We start from the raw sequence: 17969 nt of genomic DNA on the forward strand, positions 1-17969 counted from the left end.
GACAACCGATGAGCGCCAGCGCCTGGTTCGCCCTCTCCCTGCTCGTGCTGGCCGCCGGTATCGCCCTGCTCGGTATCGGCGGCTGGGTACGCAGCCATCGTGAGCAACGTACAACGGCCACCTTGAAGACCGCCCTGCAGCCGCGCGAGGCGTCCCGTGACACCGAGCCTGCGCGGCACGATTCGCTGGGCTGGCTGGAACGCTTCGGCCGTGCCCTCAGCGGCGGCCGGCTGGAAACGGCACTGCTGGCCAATGAAGACCGGCTGCTGTTGGATCTGGCCGGGTGGAACACCCGCCGCGGTACGGCCATCTACCTCGGCCTGCGCCTGCTGCTGGCCGTGCTGGTGCTGGTACTGGTGCTGACATTCAGCAGCGTCACCGGGCTGGCCAGGATCATGGTGATCATCGGCGCCCTCGCCGCCGGCCTGCTGCTGCCCAAGTTCGTTCTCTCCTCCTGGGTGAAACGGCGCCGACGAGCGGTCGACAACGAGCTGCCGCTGCTGATCGACCTGCTGCGTCTGCTGCAAGGCGTGGGCTTCAGCATGGACCAGAGCCTGCAGACGCTCGGCGACAAGCTGCGCGATGCATTGCCGGTCCTCGGCGGCGAGCTGCAGGAGGCCAACATCGCCTATACCCACGGCCGCACGCGCGCACAATCCCTGCGCCGGCTGAGCGAGGTCTATGCCGACGATGACCTGACCAGCCTGATGCAGCTGATCCTGCAGGTGCACGCCCATGGAGGCGCGGTGCAGGAGCCCCTGCGGCAGTTCAGCATCCGCCTGCGCGAACAGCGTCGCAACACGCTGAAGGAAAAGGTCGGCAAGCTCTCGGTGAAGATGACCGTGGTGATGATGCTGACCCTGCTGCCAGCGTTGATGCTGGTCCTTGCGGGTCCGGCGCTGGTCGCGCTGGCTACCACCATGTCCAAGATGGGGTCCCCCTGATGCCTGCCCTGCGCACTTCCTGCCTGATTGTTGCCCTGGCTGCCGTTGCCGGCGCCAGCGGCTGTGCATCGACCACGCCGAAGTACCTGCGCGCACCCAGCCTGGCCGCGCCCGAACCGGCGCCGCAGGACAGCCGCAATGCCTACCTGGAGCTGATCGAGCGCATGCAGCAGCAAGGCGCATGGTATGCCTCGCTCGCCCACGTCGACGCGTTCCGCCAGCGCTACGGCGATCCGCCGGCGTTGCGCCTGCTGCAGGCCGACGCGCTGCGCGAGACCGGCCAGGCCGATGCCGCGGTCACCCTGTACCGCGATCTTTCCAGTGGCCCCCAGGCCGCCGCGGCCGCCCATGGCCTGGGCCTGATTGCCGCGCGCCGCGACGACGACACCGGCAGTGAGCAGGCGTTGGCGCGGGCGACCGAACTGCAGCCATTGAACACAAGTTATCTCGGCGACCTGGGCTATGCGCGGCTGCGCGCCGGGCAGTTCGAGCGCGCGCGCGAACCCCTGGCCAAGGCGCTGGAGCTGTCGCCGGGCAATGCCAAGGCCACCGCCAACCTCGCCCTCTGGGCGGTGCTGCGGGGCGACACCGCCACCGCCGAACGCCTCGCCCAGCAAGCGAACCTCAACGACGAGACCCGGCTCAGCATCCAGCAACAGGCGGCGCAGATCCGTGCCCGCCTGCAGCAGCGCCAGGCCGCAGCGGCAGCCGCCGCAGTCGTGCCGGCCACTGCCCGTGCTCTCGCCAGCGATGCCGCCGGCAACCCGCCCGGCGCCACGCGACTGGCGGCGGAACCGCGCCGCGACAGCCGCGATGAACGCGATCCGCAGCGCCTGCCGCCCTCGATGCTGGAACGCTTCAGCGCCTCCGACCACCCGAACGGGAACACACCATGACCGCGACGCCCCTGACCCGACGCCTGCTGCCCGTTCTGATCTGCCTGCTGCCAGCCGCCGCCGTGCAGGCGCAGCAACAGCCGCTGACCGGGCAGATGCTTGGCGGCAGCACGCCGGCTGCGTCGGCTTCGCAGCCGCTGCAGTCCGAGTCACTGCCCACCGTGGACCTGGCGGCCCCGCCAGCACCGGTGCCTCAGGCGGCGCCTGCAGCAGTGGCCAACACCGACGGCAGCACTGCAGCCCCGCGGCCCGGCCGCAGCCAGATCGGCGATACCACGCGCAATCTGTTCCGCCTGCAGGCATCGGGGCAACAGGCCGGACAGCACCTGCCGATCCTCGGCGACCAGGCGACGCTGAGCTACGCCCGCTACATGAAGAGTTTCGAACACGAGATCCCGGACTTCTTTGAAGCCGATGTCGCCAAGTCCAAGGGATCATCCTCATCCGGACGCTGAGGTAGGCCATGAAACGCCCACGCCAGTTCAGTTTCAGCCGCCCACGGGGCGGCATGTCGATCACCATGATGCTGGTCATGCTGGCACTGCTGGCGATGCTGGGCCTGATCGAGATCGGTTACCTGTTCTGGGCCAAGCGCGATGCACAGAAAGTCGCTGATCTGGCCGCACTGGCCGGAGCGCAGCGACTGGAACTGTGCACCTCGGACAACAGCGACAACAGTGCTGCGCGGCAGAGCGCACTCACCCAGAACACCTTCGCAGGAAGCCTGGAAATCCGCTGCGGAAACTGGAACGTGACCCGCGCCACCGAAGGGCACTTCAGCCCGGTCGTCGATGCAGCGAATCAACGCAACGCTGTCCGTGTCATCACCCGCCGCGCGGTGCTTCCCTTCTTCGGGCAGAACAGCAGCCTGCCGACCGTGACCGCACAGGCGGTGGCGCGCCGTGCAGAACCGACGGCGGTTTTCAGTGTCGGCTCGCAACTGCTGCGCATCAATGGCAACACGCCACTGGGAAATGTCCTGAAACTGGTGGGCGCCGACCTCGACAAGACCACCCTGCTCGGCTACGACGGCCTTGCACAGGCGCATATCACCCCGAATGGACTGCTGCAGGCACTGGGCATTCCGATCGACGTCAACATGGGCGTGGCGGAGTTCAACAATCTGCTGGCCGGCCGCAAGGTCAAGCTGGGCAAGATCCTTCAGGCGACCGTTGACCTGCTCACCCAGCAGGGCGTTGCCCACGTGGACCTGAGTGCACTGGAGAATGCCCTGGTCGTGAAGGGCATCGACCTCAAGCAGCTGGAGGTGAAACTCGGTACCGATGACAGCGGTGGCGGCCTGTTCGCACGCGTGGTCGCGCCGGATGGAACGATTTCCAGCGCGCTGCAGGCCGATGTCAATGTGCTGGACCTGATCGGCACCAGCATCAGCATCGCCAATGGCGGCCGTGCGGTCTCGGTCGATGAACTCAACCTGCTGGGCCTGGTCAATGCCAAAGCCGCTGTGGTGGAACCGCCGTCCATCGCCATCGGTGGCGTTGGCTCGCGCGCTTACAACGCGCAGATCCGTGTCTTCCTCGACATCGACACCAACAACATTCCCGTTGCAGGCGGCGTGCTTTCACTGCTGGGCATCCGCCTGAAGCTGCCGGTCCATGCGGACGTGACCAACGCAATGGCGACCCTCACCAGCCTGCAATGTGGCAGCACGCCTCCCACGGCGACGATCAAGGTCGAGTCTTCCGTGCTGCGCGCCTGCGTCGGCAAGGTGGCCGACAGCGAGCGGTTCTCCAAGCAGAATGTCTGTGGCGACACCCTGCAGAAGGAACAGATGCTCACACTGCTCGGCGCCCCGTTGATCAATGACAGCATCAAGGTCAATACGCTGACCGACACGCAAAGCCTCACCCTCCCCGCCGGCGCGACCGGTTCAACCCAGGTCAACTCCCTGGAGGTGGGCACCGCCGTGTCCGAGCTGGTCAGCGAACTGCTGCGCGTACTGTCCGGCGTGCTCGATCCGCGCGACGATGGCATGAGCCAGGGCTCGACCGCAGCGCAGTTGGCCGATCGCTACCTGAAAGCAGCCAACGTTGGTCGCAATCGCTACGACGTCGATGCGTCCATCAAGCTGCTTGAACTTGGCGACCAGACGCGGGGGTTGAAGCCTTTGGGCGCGTGGGATGTACCCAAGGGTGTTCCAAAACCCTGCCTGGTGGGCCTGCTCACATGCTGGGAGGATGGCTCGGTCTGGAAAGGCTATCGCACGGCTGTGACTGGCGAAGGGCTGGGAGTGCTGCCGGCACTGCTGGGTAGCCTGCTCGGCGGACTGACCGTCAACCGGTGTGCAAGCCTGCTGATTTCCTTGAGCGACCAGGCCTACAACAACTGCATGACGCAGAACCTCGCGTCTTACCTGCAGACCGCCCACGACGGCTTCCTGGACCAGTTCGCCGGCGACGGCGTCACCGCCCCCGGCAATGGCCCGGTCAGTTGTTCGGGCCTGCTGTGCTTCCTGCTGAAGCCCGCCCTGGACGTCCTGAAGCCGCTGCTCAACAGCGTCGGCTCCCTGCTGCGCTCGCTGCTGGCGCAGGTGCTGGGCCTGGAACTGGGCCGTACGGATGTGCATGTCCAGTCCATCCAGTGCACGCCCGCACAGCTGGTCTACTGACCCGTGACGGGCGCCCTTGGCGGCGCCCGCGCACATGCTAGACTCCCGGCGGGGAACCACCTTCATCTCAACCCACACTCATCCGTGGATGGTCTAGACATGCGAGAAACTTCAGGGGGCGCGGTCTTCGCCCGGCACGCGCGCGGCGCGGCACTGCTGGCCGTGGCCATGATGCTGGTGGCACCGGCGGCGATGGCTGCCCGTGGCGACCGCGAAGCAGCCGCAGAGCCGGCCGCACGTACCGCACCGGTGGTGCGCAACACCGTTGACGAGCTCAAGCAGCTGATGGATGCCCGCCAGCTGACCGAGCTGCGCACCACCTACAACGGCAACTACGGCGCCAGCCTGCTGTTCAATGCCAACACCCTGACCTACTACGTCGCCCTGTTCCAGGAGAAGAACTTCTGGCGGGTGATCAAGACCGATGCCGTCGACAACGCCGAGCGTGTCTACCGCACCTTCGCGCAGCAGTCAGAGCAGCTGGCCCAGGTCTACATCGACACCACCCGACTGGAAGCCGGCAAGCGCTATACCGAGCGCCTGGTGGCCTACAACGAGGAGCGCCTGCGCACCCTGCAGCAGGAAATGGAACAGCAGCAGGCACAGTCGGCCCAGGTCAGCGCTGCCCTGCAGCAGGCCCAGCAGCAGGCGGTCAGCCTGAGCAGCGACGTGCAGAGCACCAACAGCCAGCTGGATTCCCTGCAGCGCCGCATCCAGATCCTGCAGGCCGAACAGGGCAACCCGGAGCTGAGCCTGCCCAAGCCGGACAGCGTGCCCTCGCCGGCACCGGCGGCCGCCAGCGACGGTCGCTGAGGTCCAGCGCCTGGCGTGCCGTCCAACGGCGCCTACGGGCGCCGTTGTCGTTTCCGGCACCATTCCATTTCAACGGCACGCCTCATGCACGGCATCGTCCAGTTGCCGGCGCTGCACGAAATCCATGCGCTTGCCATTGGCCAGCACCTTCCCACGATGCTGCCGCGCGCGCTCACAGGCGGCGGGATCCGCGCTGATCGGTATCACTGCAGCCCGCGCACGCCGCTGCTGCACCACACGCGGACGCATTGAAGCTGGGCTCGCTGCCTTGGCCGCGCTCGTACCTGTCGAGGGCGGCTCCGCCGGCACCTCCCAGCGCCATTCCGCGCGCCCCTGGCACGGCGTCTGCTGGTAGACCGGATGCGGCCCGTCCACACATTTGTAGACGTTGGTCTGAGCATGCGCCCCCGTGGCCAGCAGCAGGTACAACAGCGGGCTCCAACACGCGTTCGACATTGCAGGCTCCTCGTCAGGGCTGCCGCCATCCTCGATGCCGGCACGGCTTCGTGCCAGAGCGATACACGTCACATCCGGCGTAATCCAGCACAGCCGTGCAAGTCGTCGGTCTGGCGCTGCGCTGTACTGCCGAAGGCACCGGCATCCACGCCAGCGCCTTCCCTCCCTTCCGTCAAGGAAACCACAATGAGCAACTTCGTCACCGTCGCCGACGGCGCGCGCATCTTCTACAAGGATTGGGGTACCGGCCAGCCGATCGTGTTCGCGCACGGCTGGCCGCTGTCGTCCGATGCCTGGGACCCGCAGATGCTGTTCATGGGCCAGAACGGCTTCCGCGTGATCGCTCACGACCGTCGCAGCCACGGCCGCTCCAGCCAGACCTGGGACGGCAACAACATGGACACCTACGCCGACGACCTGGCCGCCGTGCTCGAGGCGCTGGACCTGAAGGACGCGATCCTGGTCGGCCACTCCACCGGTGGCGGCGAAGTGGCCCATTACATCGGGCGCCACGGCAGCAAGCGCGTGGCCAAGGTGGTGCTGGTCGGCGCCGTGCCGCCGCTGATGCTGAAGACCGATGCCAATCCGGCCGGTACCCCGCTGGAGGTCTTCGACGGCATCCGCAAGGGCACCGGCGGTGACCGCTCGCAGTTCTTCAAGGACCTGACCACGCCGTTCTTCGGCGCCAACCGCGACGGCAACAGCGTTACCCAGGGCATGCGTGATTCGTTCTGGCTGCAGGGCATGCTCGGTGGCGTCAAGGGCCAGTACGACTGCGTGCACGAATTCTCGGAAGTGGATTACACCGAAGACCTGAAGAAGATCGATGTGCCAGCGCTGGTGGTGCATGGCGATGACGACCAGATCGTGCCATTCGATGCCTCGGCCAAGCTGTCCTCGCAGATCATCAAGGACGCCGAGTTGAAGGTGTACGCAGGTGCGCCGCACGGCCTGACCGTCACCCACGCCGACCGGTTCAACGCCGACCTGCTGGCGTTCGCACGCAAGTGATGTCCCGCGGCGGCGCCGTAATGGCGCCGCCGTCCCTTCGGTAGTGCCGGCCGCTGGCCGGCAATCCGATCATCCATCGCGATCCAGCGCAGCCGGCCAGCGGCCGGCTCTACCACGAGAACGTCAGATATCGCTGTGGTGGTGCGGGACCCCGGTCTTCGGCAGCGGGTCATGCCCACCCACGAAGTGGCGTACCACCGGTGCACGCTCACCGCGATGCAGCCCGCGCAGCACTTCCTGGATCGCCTTGTCATCGGCAGTGATGCGTTCGTGCTGGCGCAGATGCTCCAGCCACGACGGGGTCACGAAGTACTCCAGGTGGATACCCGGGCTGGCCACGTCCTCCACCACACCCCAGACCACCGCTCCATCGCGGCGGCGGATCGTGCCCAGCGCACGCATCTGTGCCAGGAACGCGGCGCGGTCAGCATCGTCAATGCGGTACTCGATGGTCACCAGCACCGGGCCGCGATCGTTCGATACCGGCACCGACAGTTCCGGTGCCGGCCAGTGCCCGGCCGGACGCAGGTTCAGATCCTCGGTGCCAGCGATGCGCACGCGCCACACCAGCAATCCGCCGATCACCGCGCCGGCAGCCGCCACCAGCAACGCCAGCTCCGGCGAGGTGCGCTGCGCCAGCGCGCCCCAGCTCAGGCCACCGGCAGCCATGCCCGCGGAAAACACCATGATGTACAGCGCCAGTGCACGCGCCCGTACCCACGCTGGCACTGCGGTCTGCGCGGCAATCTGCAGCGACGACAGCACGGTGATCCAGGCAAAGCCATTGATCAGCATCACCAATGGCAGCACGTACCAGCTGCGGGTCAGCGCCAGCCCGACCAGGCTGAGCGCCAGCGACAGCGTGGCCAGCAGCACCAGCAGGTCGCGATCCATCTGCGCGCGCAGCTTCGGCAGCAACAACGCACCACCCACGGCACCGATCCCGATGCAGCCGAGCAGCATGCCGTACTGCCCCGCCCCACCCTGCATCTGGCCGCGTACCACCACCGGCAGCAGTGCATTCATTGCTGCAGCAAAGAAGAAGAAGCCGACCGACTTGATCAACACCGCCTGCAGGCGCCCGGCGCGGCTGGCATAGCGCAGGCCCGCCTTCAGGCCGGCACCGAAGCCTTCCGGCGGCAGGCTGGACTGTTTCGGGTCGCGCTTCCAGCCCCACACCACGAACAGCATCGCGGCAAAGGTGATGGCGTTGAAACCGAAGGCCCAGACCGCACCGAGCTGGGCGACGATCACACCACCGATGGCCGGGCCGATCGAGCGCGCGATGTTGATGCCGATCGAGTTCAGCGCCACCGCCGAGGCCAGCATCGGCTGCGGCACCAGTTCGGATACGATCGCGGCCTGTGCCGGCATCGCCATCGCCGCACCGCAGCCCATGCAGAAGGTCAGCAGCACCAGCAGCTGCGGCGTCAGCATGTCCATCGCGGTCAGGGCCGCCATCACCGCGGCGACCAGCAGCATCCAGCCCTGGGTGGCCAGCAGGTACCTGCGGCGATCGACGATGTCGGCCAGGGTGCCGGCGGCCAGCGCCAGCAGCACGATCGGCACCGTGGTGGCTGATTGCACCAGCGCCACCATCAGTGGTGAGCCGGTGCGCTCGGCCATTACCCAGGCGGCGGCCACATCGTTGACCCAGGTGCCGATGTTGCTGGCCAGGATCGCCAGCCAGATCGAGCGGAACATCCGGATCTTCAGCGGGGACCAGGCGCCTGCGGCCTGTGCGGAAGGTTGCGACGCGGTTGCGTTCACCATTGCCATGCTCCAACGATCGAGGCGAACAGCGTGTCCTGGCCTCCGGCCTGCTTCAGTGCAGGACCGGCATCGACCCAGGCCAGCTGAAGCTGCCATTGCCAGTGTTCGCTGGCCTGCCAGCGTGTTTCGGATTTGTATTGATTGCCAATGCGGCGCGCGCCACCGGCGCTGCCTGGCAACGCCACCAGCGGTGCCGGCGTGGTGTAGACCGCATCGGCACGACGATGCTTCCAGGCCATCTGTACGCCCAGTTCCGTCGTCACCGCGTCGTGCAGGCGCAGGGTCAGGGTCGGCTGGAGGTCCATCAGGTTGGCCGGGGCCAGCAGGCTGGCCTCGCTGAAATAGGCCGACTTCGGGAACAAAGCGTTGAAGGTTCCCAGGCGGCCGTCATGCAGGTTGCCATCGCCACTGGCGATGTCGGCCTTCAACCCCAGCCGCGGCTGCAGCGGCAGGTTCGTCCAGCGCCACCCCGTATCGGTCGCCAGCGTCCAGGCGCGGATATCGAGGGTGCCGGCGGTCGTCCGAAGCTCACCGCCCTGCGCCACCAGCTCATTGTTCCAGTCCAGCGCCCCGGCCTGGCCGAACCAGCGCGCGCCCACGGTCTGCCGACGTTCGGTACCCACACCGCCAGCGAAGCGCGCCCCCTCACGGCGGTAGTCCAGAAGATACAGATCCCACTGGCCCGCCCGCTGCCCGCGCGCCGTCGTGGCATACGCGCCAAAGAGATGGGCGCCGTGTTCGCCGCGATCATCGAAGGCACCCGGTCGGTTTTCCACTGGCCGCAATGCCATCAGATCAAGCGTACCCTGGCGGCCTTTCCAACCCACACGCGCACCGTCGAACGCCAGGCGAATGTTCGGCCCGTCGCGCACCGACAGCAGCCGTGAACTGCCATAGCCGGCTTCCTGCCGGCCGAGTTGCAGATGGAAGCCATCGCGCTGCCAGCGCCAGTACGCCTGCTGCACATCCAGCGCGCTGCGGTCGGTGCGACCCGGGCCGCCGGCCTTGCCACTCTCACCATGCACACCCAGCTGCAGCTTCGCCTGCCAGGTGTCTTCCACATAGGTGGCCGATGCCAAGGCTCGCAGCAGGCCATAGGCATCCTCGCTGCCGCCAATGCCGAACCGGGTCGGGTCGTAGTACAGCCCACGCACACGCAGCGACGCATCCCATTGCAGTTGGCCGTCACCGGCGTCGCTGCAGCGGCCCCCCTCGCAGGCAAGCGCCAGCGATGGCACGGCCAGCAGTGCCAGGCTCAGAATGCGAAGCACGAGCATCCCATCGCACCCCAGAACGCGGTCAGGTCATCGGTGGGCGCCGCGTGCCGTGCAGCATGACCATGAGCACCGTGAGTGCTGCAGGCTACGCCGTGATGGTGACGATGGGCGGCGGCCAACCCGGTGGCGGTACCGCCGACGTGGTAGCCACCGAACCGGTTGACCGGCGACCAGTCCGGCATCGCCGGCGGCAGCTGCGGCTCAAGCCCTGCGTAGTCGCCGTCGGCATGCACGATGCGGCCACCGACCACGGTCAACACGCTGGTGATGTCGGCGATCTGCGCATCATCCACGCGGAAGAAGTCGGCCGAAAGCAGGATGAAGTCGGCGAGCTGGCCGGCCTTCAGCGTGCCCTTCACCGCTTCGTCGCCGGAGAACCAGGCACTGCCCTGGGTCCACAGGCGCAGCGCCTGCTCGCGTTCGAGCAGGTTCTCATCGCCATACAGGGCCAGCCCGCCGACGGTGCGCCCGGTCACCAGCCAGGACAACGCAACCCACGGGTTGTAGCTGGCCACACGGGTGGCATCGGTTCCAGCACCGACCGGCACGCCTTCGGCCAGCATGCGCTTGACCGGCGGCGTATGCCGCGCGGCCTGCACGCCGTAGCGCTCGACGAAGGCTTCGCCCTGATAGGCCATGCGATGCTGCACGGCGATGCCGCCACCCAGCGCACGGATGCGCTCGATGTTGCGCGGGGTGATGGTTTCGGCGTGATCGATGAACCAGTGCAGGCCATCGAACGGCACCTCGCGGTTGACCTGTTCGTACACATCGAGGATGCGGGTGATGCTCTCGTCGTACGTCGCATGGATGCGGAACGGCCAACGCTTCTCGACCAGCAGCTTCACCACATCGTGCAGTTCCGGCTCCAGCTCCGGCGGCAGTTCCGGGCGCGGCTCGTTGAACAGCTCGAAGTCGGCCGCGGAGAACACCAGCATCTCGCCGGCACCGTTGTGGCGCAGCAGGTCATCGCCCTGTCGCGGCTCCAGCATCTCGCTCCAGCCGCGGAAATCGTCCACTTCCTTGCCCTTGTTCTGGGTGAACAGGTTGTAGGCGATGCGCACCGTCAGCTGGTCATCGCGATGCAGCTGCTCGATGACCTGGTAGTCCTCGGGGTAGTTCTGGAAACCACCGCCGGCGTCGATCACTGAGGTGATGCCGAGCCGGTTCAACTCACGCATGAAATGACGGGTGGAATTGGCCTGGTACTCGATCGGCAGCTTCGGACCCTTGGCCAGGGTCGCGTACAGGATCAGCGCGTTGGGCTTGGCCAGCAGCAGCCCGGTCGGGTTGCCGAGCGAATCACGCACGATCTGCCCGCCCGGCGGATCCGGGGTGTCCTTGGTATAGCCGCAGGCGCGCAACGCGGCACGGTTGAGCAGCGCCCGGTCGTACAGGTGCAGCAGGAACACCGGCGTGTCCGGCGCGATGTCGTTGAGCTCCTGCAGCGTGGGCAGGCGCTTCTCGTTGAACTGGGTGGCGGTGAAGCCACCGACCACGCGCACCCACTGCGGTGCAGGCGTGCGGTCGACCTGCGCCTTCAGCATGTCCAAGGCATCGCCCAGCGAACGCAGGCCGTCCCAGCGCAGTTCCAGGTTGTAGTTCAGGCCACCACGTATCAGGTGGGTATGGCTGTCGTTGAGGCCGGGCAGCAGGCGCCGGCCCTGGGCGTCGATCAGGGTCGCTTCATTGCCCCAGCCACGCATGATCTCCTCGTCGCTGCCGACGGCAACGATGCGCCCTTCCTGCACGGCCAGCGCCTGTGCATGCGGCTGCTGCGGGTCGAGGGTGGTGATGCGGGCATTGCGGATGACCAGCGTGCTCATGCGACGCTCCTTGGAAGTGGAATCGAGTGCGGCACCGGCACGGCCGGCCAGGCCCAGCGCCACCGCGGCGCTGCCGGCCAGCACCACGTTGCGGCGGCCGTGATCGAGGGGATCGTGACTCATGCGAGGTCTCCCGGAAGACGGTGGACGTCCAGTGCCCAGGCGCCGGGCCCGGTCAGCGCGAGGGCCAGCAGTACCGTGGTCCACATCAACGGGTACTCACTGCCGCCGCGCATCCAGAACCAGCCCTTGGGCAGGGCCAACAGGACGGTGAAGCCGATGAAGGCCGCCGCTGCAAGCGCGGCGACGCGGGTCTGCCAGCCCAGCAGCACGGCCAGCCCGGACAGCACCTGCAGCAGGGCCAGCAGCAGCGGCAGCGGTGCCACCGCTGGCAGGCCGAAGCCGCGCAGTTCGGTGGCGAAGCCGGCCAGCCCAGGACCGCCGAACCAACCGAACAGCTTGCCCAGCGCGTGTGGCAGCAGGAATCCCCCGGCTGCCGCGCGCAGCATCAGCAGGGCCAGGTCGAGGCCATGGCCAGCCAGCATGCTCAGTGCCCGCCTTCCTGCGCGCCGAACATGCGCTTGGCGTACTGGATGCCGATGCCATAGCCGCCGGCATGGTCACGGGCAATGCCGGTGGTCAGCTCGTAGGTCTCGCCACGCGCCCAGTCACGCTGCAGCTCCAGCAGGTACTGCACGCTGGTCATCGGCACTGCACCGGCCTGCACCATGCGGGTGATCGCACGCTCGTGGGCTTCTTCGCTGACATCGCCGCAGGCATCGGTGATCACATACACCTCGAAACCCTGCGCCAGCGCCGACAGCGCCGGGCCGACGATGCAGACGCTGGTCCACAGGCCGGCAACGACCAGGCGACGCTTGCCGATGCGGTTGATCTCATCGATCACCGGCTGGTCTTCCCAGGTGTTCATCGAGGTGCGGTCGAATACCGTCTGGCCCGGGAAGATCTCCGGCAGTTCCGGGAACATCGGGCCGGAGAACGACGCTTCGGCGACGGTGGTCAGCAGCACCGGCACGTTGAAGCCCTTGGCGCCCTTGCTGATCAACGACACGTTGTTGCGCAGCGCGGAGATATCGATGGTGTGGGTGGCGAATGCCATCTGCGACTGGAAGTCGATCAGCACCAGGGCATGGTCGGTGGGCGACAACAGGGCCGGGGCGGGGGTGGCGGTGGCAAGGCTCATGGGTGGACTCCGTTGGAAACACGATCAGGGGGAAGCAACAGGGCCGCATCGCCGGCCAGGTACTGGCCGGGGCTGCAGCCGGTCTCGGCGCGGAAGCTGCGGACGAAATGGCTCTGGTCGAAGAAGCCCAGCTGCTGCGCCAGGCAGGACATCGGCAGCTGCGCGACCGGCAACAACTGGCGCGCACGTTCGATGCGGCGACGGCGCACGTAGCGCAGCGGGCTGGCGCCGGTACCGGTCCGGAACAGGCGCACCAGATGGAAGCGGCTGACGCAGGCGGCTGCGGCCAGCTCGGTCACCCGCAGCGGCTGCGACAGGTGCTCATCGACATAGCGCAGGGCGCGCTGCAATGCGGCGGCCTGCTGCGGTGCCAGCGCCACGGCGGGCGGATCGGGCGAAAAGACGGTGGCCATGCGGGACGCCGCGAGGGGGTGCCCCATGGTGCGTGGCCGCCGCACGATGCCCTACCCCCGTCGGTCGAGGCCAGCACCTACCCGAATGGGGGAGGCCGACGGCCGAGCAGGCGACGACCGAACAACCGCGCATCCAGTGAATAGGCGCCAGGGCCCAGCGCCAGCAAGGCCAGCGGCAACACCACCAGTGGCCACGGCAGTGCCTGTGCATACAGGCCCAGTGTTGCCGGCACTACCGCCAGCGGCGTCAAGACGCCCAGTGCAAGCATCACTACCGCCAGCAGGCATAGCGCCGACAGCCAGCCCGCGTGCGTGCCCGGCGTGCACAATGCAGCGGCCACGCACAGCCGCAGCCACAGCAGGCCGATGCCCGGCCCGCGGTCGGGGAACATCACGAACAGGCGCTGCATGGCCGGACTCCACAGGACATGCCGGCGTCATAGCCGACCACGGCACCAGGCACCTACCCCGTTCGGGTCACCCGCGGCTGCCCCGCACCTGCCAGAATGCGCGCCATGCATGGCCGCCCCTTCCCGTTCCTGCGTCGCCTGCCGGCGCTGCTGGCGTGCCTGCTGCTGTGGACCGCCCTGCCCGCCCTCGCCGTGCAGCGGCCGGCCGTGAGCAGCGGGTTGCCCGGCTACGAGCACACCGCCTGGCGGGTCGGCCAGGGTGCACCCGGTGACATCTGGGACATCAGCCAGGACCGTGACGGCCTGTTGTGGTTGGCTACCGGTTCAGGCCTGTACCGATTCGACGGACGTCGCTTCGAACGGCAGGCGCCACCGGCTGGCACCCGCTACCCGTCCACCAACATGGTCACGTTGGAACACAGCGCCGATGGCGCACTGTGGATCGGCTACTTCCAGGCAGGCATCAGCCGGTTCGCGCGCGGCCAGCTGTACAACTACGGCCGCGGCCAGGGCGTGCCGGTTGGCGTGGTACCGCACTTCAGCCAGGACCGAGACGGCCGGATGTGGGCAGCCATCAATGGAGGGCTGCGCGAGTTCGATGGCCAGCGCTGGCAGCCGCTGCCCGCAGACACGGGCGTTCCGGAACACCGCGTGCAATGGGTGCTGCACGACAGCCGTGGCACCTTCTGGGTACTGGCCAACCTCAGGATCTGGATGCGTCCTGCAGGCCAACCGCGTTTCGAGGACACCGGCATTGCTGTATCCCAGATGGCGACGCTGACCGAGAGCCCGCAGGGCGAAGTCTGGCTGGCCGACCGTGTGCGCGGCACCTCGCCGCTGGCCAATGCGCAGGGCCTGCTGCCAGACAGCGAACGCGAAGCGCGACGCCTGCCGGACCTGGTCGCCGCACGCCTGCAGTTCACTGCCGACGGCGAGTTATGGGCCACGATGAGCCCGCATGGCGGTGTGGCCCGGGTCACGTTCGACGGCAGCCGCGCCGTGCGCATGGAGCGCTTCGATTCGCCGCACGGGCTGACCGCCACCTCGGCCGTGCCGATCATCGCCGACCGCGAAGGCAATCTCTGGGTCGGCACCAACCTCGGCCTCAACCGCTTCCGCGCACGCAGCGTGCACACCCTGGCAGTCGGCCCGAGTGATCCCTACCGCTCGCTGGTGCGGGCCAGCGATGGGCGTGTGTACGGCTACGGCGAGGACCTCAAGCCGTACGACCTGCGCCGGCCACTGCTGGAAGGCAGCGCCGCACAACTGCAGGCGGCCGCGCGCCGGGCGCCCACGCCGATCTGGCAGTTCGACTGGGTCAACCTGGCACGCACGGTGGCCGGCCACACCACGCTGATTCCGCTGCCCGAGCCCTTCACCGGGCAACCGCTGCATGCCCTGCTGTTCGCCGATGACGACCAGGCCTGGGTCTGCACCGGTGAACGTGGCGTGCTGCACTATCTGCACGGCCAGTGGCAGCGCGAAACGCGCCTGCCCGAACAGGCCTGCTCATCACTGGCGCTGGATGCCAATGGCCAGCTGCTGCTCGGCTATGCCGACGGCCGGCTGCGCAGCATGGGCGCGACCCGCATCGAAACCTTCGATGCCAACCACGGGCTGTTGGTCGGCCCGGTCACCGCGCTGCTGCACCACCAGGACCTGTTGCTGGTGGCCGGTGAGGCCGGGCTGGCCGCCCGCCTCGGCAATGGCCGCTTCATGCCGGTCAACACCGACATGGCCGGCGTGCTGGAGGGCATCACCGGCATGGTTGCCGATGCGCACGGTCACCTGTGGCTCAACGGCAGTCGTGGCCTGGTCCGGTTGGGGAGCGATCAGTTGCGACGGGCGCTGCGCACCGGGCAGCCGGTGACGCCACGCCTGTTCGATGCGGTCGACGGCATGCCGGGCATCGCCCTGCAGAGCGGACCGATCGCCACCGCCACGCTGGCCGATGACGGACTGCTGTGGCTGGCCACCAACCAGGGCCTGGCCTGGCTGGACACCACCCGCTCGCACGTCAACACCATGGCGCCCAGCGTGCGCATCGGCGAAGTGCTGTATGGCAGTGAGCACGAGCCACTGCGCGATGGCCTGCGCCTTCCGGCCGGCACCAGCCAATTGCAGATCGATTACGTGGCGCTGTCGCTGGCACGTCCGGAGCGCAACCGCTACCGCTATCGCCTGTCCGGCGTCGACGACGGCTGGCAGGATGCCGGCAGCAGCACGCGGGCGTACTACACCAACCTCGCCCCGGGCAATTACCGGTTCGAGGTGGAAGCCGCCAACGAAGACGGCATCTGGAGCACTGCACCGGCCAGTCGCAGCTTCCGCATCGCCCCCACTTTCATGCAGACGGTGTGGTTCAAGCTGCTGTGTGCGGCCGCGATCCTCGCACTGCTGGTGATGGCGGTGCGCATCCGCAGCGGGCAGCTGGCCGCGCTGTTCCGCGCGCGCCTGCAGGAACGCAATGGCGAACGCGAACGCATCGCACGCGACCTGCACGACACCCTGCTGCAGGGCAGCCAGGGCCTGATCCTGCGCCTGCACGCGATCAGCCAGTCGCCGCAGACCCCGGAGCCGGTACGCGGCCAGCTGGAATCGGCGATGCAACTGGCAGAGCGCAACCTGGCCGAGGGCCGCGAGCGGGTCAATGCCCTGCGTGAGGGACCGTTCGCTGGCCGCGACCTCGCTTCGGCATTGGCCGATGTGCATGCCGAGTACGCCGGGCATGGCACCAATCCACTGCGCCTGACCGTGGAAGGTGCAACGCCACCGCTGCAGGCCGACGCGGCCGAAGAAGTGTTCCTGATCGGGCGTGAGGCGATCCGCAATGCGCTGCGCCATGCCAATGCCAGCGCCATCGAAGTGGAGCTGTCCTACGGCACGCGGTGCTTCCTTCTACACGTGCGCGATGATGGCGTGGGCATCGCCGACGAAAATGCCGGCCATGGCCATTGGGGCCTGCAGGGCATGCGCGAGCGCGCGCAGCGCCTTGGCGCAGAACTGCAGCTGTGGACCCGCCCCGGGCTGGGGACCGAAGTCGCGCTGGCAGTTCCCGCCCGGCGCCTGTATCACCGCCGCCCATCACGTTGGCGCTGGCCCTGGAGTAGAACGAGCCATGACTGAAACCCCTGCCCCGATCGGCGTACTGGTGGTCGACGACCACCCGCTGCTGCGCGACGGCCTGGCCGCTCTGCTGGGCGCACAACCCGATCTGCGCCTGCTCGGCGAAGCCGCCGATGGCGAGGAAGCCATCGCCTGCTACCAGCGGCTGCAGCCCGACGTGGTGCTGATGGACCTGCAGATGCCACGGCTGGATGGTGTGGAAGCCATCGTGCGGATCCGCGCGATGGACCCGCGCGCGCGCATCATCGTGCTGACCACCTACCGCGGTGACGTACGTGCGGTAAGGGCACTGCAGGCCGGCGCCAGCGCCTATCTGCTGAAGGACATGCTGCGCCATGAGCTGGTCGATACGATCCGCATGGTCGCTGGCGGCCGCCGCGCACCGATTCCCCCGGCGGTGGCGGCCAGCATCGCCGCGCATGTGGTGGAAGACCGGTTGTCGCCGCGCGAAACCGAGGTACTGAGGCATGTGGCCGGGGGCCTGTCGAACAAGCGCATCGGCGAGCGCATGCAGATTTCCGAGCAGACGGTGAAGGCGCACATGAAGAGCCTGATGGACAAGCTGGGCGTGGGTGATCGCACGCATGCGGTGACCCAGGCGCTGCGGCGCGGGATCATCAGCCTGGACGACAGCGGTCACGATTAGGGGGTTGTTCGGCAGGGCTTGCAGCCCTGCACCCGCGGTAGTGCCGGCCGCTGGCCGGCAACCTCTACAGCAACAGCAAAAGCGGGGTTTCCATGGGATGGCGGGGTGGGTCCGGTTGCGGGGGGCGCTGCAAGTCCCCCTCCGGGGCCCGGCCCAGCCGCTGGCGGCTGTGCGTTCGGGCGCTTGCGAAGCAATGCTTCGCAAGCAAAGCGCCCTCACCCATGTAAGCTCGGTCGCCGCTTGCTCGTGTGCGCAGTCCTGCGCACACCGCAAGACCGGGGTTGGGCGTCCTGCCCAACCCGCCCAAGGCATGCCTCGGGCCCATGCGGCTCACGCCCCCGCAACCGGACCCACCCCGCCTTCGACAGTTGGCCGCGATCTGTCGGAACGGCGTATTGCCCTGGTGGGTGTCGACCTTGGTCGACACAGTAGATCCACGCCATGCGTGGATGACTCATTCGATATCTGACAGATATTTCGACCAAGGTCGACACCTACCAACAGCCACCGGAATCTGTCAGAGGTGGGGCGGTGTCGGAGTGCGG

General features: G+C 67.7%; 16 protein-coding genes. 8 read left to right on the plus strand and 8 right to left on the minus strand.

Features of this window, described 5'->3' with window-relative positions; all coding sequences use genetic code 11:
• Positions 1-8 precede the first annotated feature (8 nt).
• The 5 genes from ACZK3J_RS13555 to ACZK3J_RS13575 all read left to right on the plus strand — a co-directional run bounded on the left by ACZK3J_RS13555 (position 9) and on the right by ACZK3J_RS13575 (position 5282).
• The gene (locus ACZK3J_RS13555; RefSeq protein ID WP_032128078.1) at positions 9-944 is read left to right on the plus strand and encodes a type II secretion system F family protein; all 936 of its coding nucleotides are present in this window, start codon (positions 9-11) and stop codon (positions 942-944) included.
• Entirely contained in the window at positions 944-1840 is an 897-nt protein-coding gene (locus ACZK3J_RS13560; RefSeq protein ID WP_049460957.1) for a tetratricopeptide repeat protein, read from the plus strand. Before ACZK3J_RS13555 ends, ACZK3J_RS13560 begins: the two co-directional genes overlap by 1 nt.
• Positions 1837-2295, plus strand: a complete 459-nt coding sequence (locus tag ACZK3J_RS13565) for a DUF3613 domain-containing protein (RefSeq protein WP_032128080.1) — start codon at positions 1837-1839, stop codon at positions 2293-2295. Before ACZK3J_RS13560 ends, ACZK3J_RS13565 begins: the two co-directional genes overlap by 4 nt.
• An 8-nt stretch (positions 2296-2303) precedes the next feature.
• Positions 2304-4469: a TadG family pilus assembly protein gene (locus ACZK3J_RS13570; protein ID WP_478475948.1), complete on the plus strand. Its 2166-nt coding sequence runs from the start codon at positions 2304-2306 to the stop codon at positions 4467-4469.
• A gap of 99 nt (positions 4470-4568) precedes the next feature.
• On the plus strand, positions 4569-5282 hold the full coding sequence (locus ACZK3J_RS13575; RefSeq protein ID WP_043402505.1) for a DUF2968 domain-containing protein: 714 nt from the start codon (positions 4569-4571) through the stop codon (positions 5280-5282).
• Positions 5283-5351: 69 nt separating this feature from the next.
• Here the strand turns inward: ACZK3J_RS13575 and ACZK3J_RS13580 are convergent, their stop codons facing one another.
• Positions 5352-5738 carry a hypothetical protein gene (locus tag ACZK3J_RS13580; RefSeq protein ID WP_107432189.1) on the minus strand — a complete coding sequence of 129 codons (387 nt, stop codon included), beginning with the start codon at positions 5736-5738 and terminating at the stop codon, positions 5352-5354.
• Between the two features lie 186 nt (positions 5739-5924).
• On the opposite strand from ACZK3J_RS13580, the gene ACZK3J_RS13585 reads away from it, so the two are divergent.
• Entirely contained in the window at positions 5925-6749 is an 825-nt protein-coding gene (locus ACZK3J_RS13585; protein WP_049398471.1) for an alpha/beta fold hydrolase, read from the plus strand.
• Between the two features lie 123 nt (positions 6750-6872).
• Here ACZK3J_RS13585 and ACZK3J_RS13590 read toward each other — a convergent pair whose 3' ends face one another.
• From ACZK3J_RS13590 to ACZK3J_RS13620, 7 genes are all read right to left on the minus strand, one after another.
• Complete coding sequence (locus ACZK3J_RS13590) at positions 6873-8522, minus strand: MFS transporter (protein ID WP_478475949.1); 1650 nt, start codon at positions 8520-8522, stop codon at positions 6873-6875.
• Complete coding sequence (locus tag ACZK3J_RS13595) at positions 8516-9799, minus strand: alginate export family protein (protein WP_478475950.1); 1284 nt, start codon at positions 9797-9799, stop codon at positions 8516-8518. Before ACZK3J_RS13595 ends, ACZK3J_RS13590 begins: the two co-directional genes overlap by 7 nt.
• Positions 9778-11625, minus strand: a complete 1848-nt coding sequence (locus ACZK3J_RS13600; protein WP_478476985.1) for an amidohydrolase — start codon at positions 11623-11625, stop codon at positions 9778-9780. The genes ACZK3J_RS13595 and ACZK3J_RS13600 overlap by 22 nt, the downstream gene beginning before the upstream one ends.
• Before the next feature lie 119 nt (positions 11626-11744).
• Entirely contained in the window at positions 11745-12170 is a 426-nt protein-coding gene (locus ACZK3J_RS13605; protein WP_423167349.1) for a DoxX family protein, read from the minus strand.
• Positions 12171-12172: 2 nt separating this feature from the next.
• A complete protein-coding gene (locus tag ACZK3J_RS13610) occupies positions 12173-12829 on the minus strand; it encodes a hydrolase (RefSeq protein WP_049422794.1) in 657 nt (218 codons plus the stop codon).
• On the minus strand, positions 12826-13269 hold the full coding sequence (locus ACZK3J_RS13615) for a helix-turn-helix transcriptional regulator (RefSeq protein WP_423167348.1): 444 nt from the start codon (positions 13267-13269) through the stop codon (positions 12826-12828). The genes ACZK3J_RS13610 and ACZK3J_RS13615 overlap by 4 nt, the downstream gene beginning before the upstream one ends.
• A gap of 50 nt (positions 13270-13319) precedes the next feature.
• Positions 13320-13652, minus strand: a complete 333-nt coding sequence (locus ACZK3J_RS13620; RefSeq protein ID WP_005410012.1) for a hypothetical protein — start codon at positions 13650-13652, stop codon at positions 13320-13322.
• Between the two features lie 96 nt (positions 13653-13748).
• On the opposite strand from ACZK3J_RS13620, the gene ACZK3J_RS13625 reads away from it, so the two are divergent.
• Positions 13749-16778, plus strand: a complete 3030-nt coding sequence (locus tag ACZK3J_RS13625) for a sensor histidine kinase (protein WP_478475951.1) — start codon at positions 13749-13751, stop codon at positions 16776-16778.
• Positions 16771-17424 carry a response regulator gene (locus tag ACZK3J_RS13630; protein WP_478475952.1) on the plus strand — a complete coding sequence of 218 codons (654 nt, stop codon included), beginning with the start codon at positions 16771-16773 and terminating at the stop codon, positions 17422-17424. The genes ACZK3J_RS13625 and ACZK3J_RS13630 overlap by 8 nt, the downstream gene beginning before the upstream one ends.
• The last annotated feature ends 545 nt before the right edge of the window (positions 17425-17969 follow it).

It is taken from the genome of Stenotrophomonas sp. 86428_Sma (genome assembly GCF_056481585.1).

Bases quoted from the DNA above. Each gene is read 5' to 3' on its own strand.
- ACZK3J_RS13605 (WP_423167349.1), bottom strand. From the start codon at position 12,170: ATGCTGGCTGGCCATGGCCTCGACCTGGCCCTGCTGATGCTGCGCGCG.
- ACZK3J_RS13560 (WP_049460957.1), top strand. From the start codon at position 944: ATGCCTGCCCTGCGCACTTCCTGCCTGATTGTTGCCCTGGCTGCCGTT.
- ACZK3J_RS13595 (WP_478475950.1), bottom strand. From the start codon at position 9,799: ATGCTCGTGCTTCGCATTCTGAGCCTGGCACTGCTGGCCGTGCCATCG.
- ACZK3J_RS13555 (WP_032128078.1), top strand. From the start codon at position 9: ATGAGCGCCAGCGCCTGGTTCGCCCTCTCCCTGCTCGTGCTGGCCGCC.
- ACZK3J_RS13610 (WP_049422794.1), bottom strand. From the start codon at position 12,829: ATGAGCCTTGCCACCGCCACCCCCGCCCCGGCCCTGTTGTCGCCCACC.
- ACZK3J_RS13600 (WP_478476985.1), bottom strand. From the start codon at position 11,625: ATGAGCACGCTGGTCATCCGCAATGCCCGCATCACCACCCTCGACCCG.
- ACZK3J_RS13570 (WP_478475948.1), top strand. From the start codon at position 2,304: ATGAAACGCCCACGCCAGTTCAGTTTCAGCCGCCCACGGGGCGGCATG.
- ACZK3J_RS13575 (WP_043402505.1), top strand. From the start codon at position 4,569: ATGCGAGAAACTTCAGGGGGCGCGGTCTTCGCCCGGCACGCGCGCGGC.
- ACZK3J_RS13620 (WP_005410012.1), bottom strand. From the start codon at position 13,652: ATGCAGCGCCTGTTCGTGATGTTCCCCGACCGCGGGCCGGGCATCGGC.
- ACZK3J_RS13590 (WP_478475949.1), bottom strand. From the start codon at position 8,522: ATGGTGAACGCAACCGCGTCGCAACCTTCCGCACAGGCCGCAGGCGCC.
- ACZK3J_RS13580 (WP_107432189.1), bottom strand. From the start codon at position 5,738: ATGTCGAACGCGTGTTGGAGCCCGCTGTTGTACCTGCTGCTGGCCACG.
- ACZK3J_RS13585 (WP_049398471.1), top strand. From the start codon at position 5,925: ATGAGCAACTTCGTCACCGTCGCCGACGGCGCGCGCATCTTCTACAAG.
- ACZK3J_RS13615 (WP_423167348.1), bottom strand. From the start codon at position 13,269: ATGGGGCACCCCCTCGCGGCGTCCCGCATGGCCACCGTCTTTTCGCCC.
- ACZK3J_RS13630 (WP_478475952.1), top strand. From the start codon at position 16,771: ATGACTGAAACCCCTGCCCCGATCGGCGTACTGGTGGTCGACGACCAC.
- ACZK3J_RS13565 (WP_032128080.1), top strand. From the start codon at position 1,837: ATGACCGCGACGCCCCTGACCCGACGCCTGCTGCCCGTTCTGATCTGC.
- ACZK3J_RS13625 (WP_478475951.1), top strand. From the start codon at position 13,749: ATGCGCGCCATGCATGGCCGCCCCTTCCCGTTCCTGCGTCGCCTGCCG.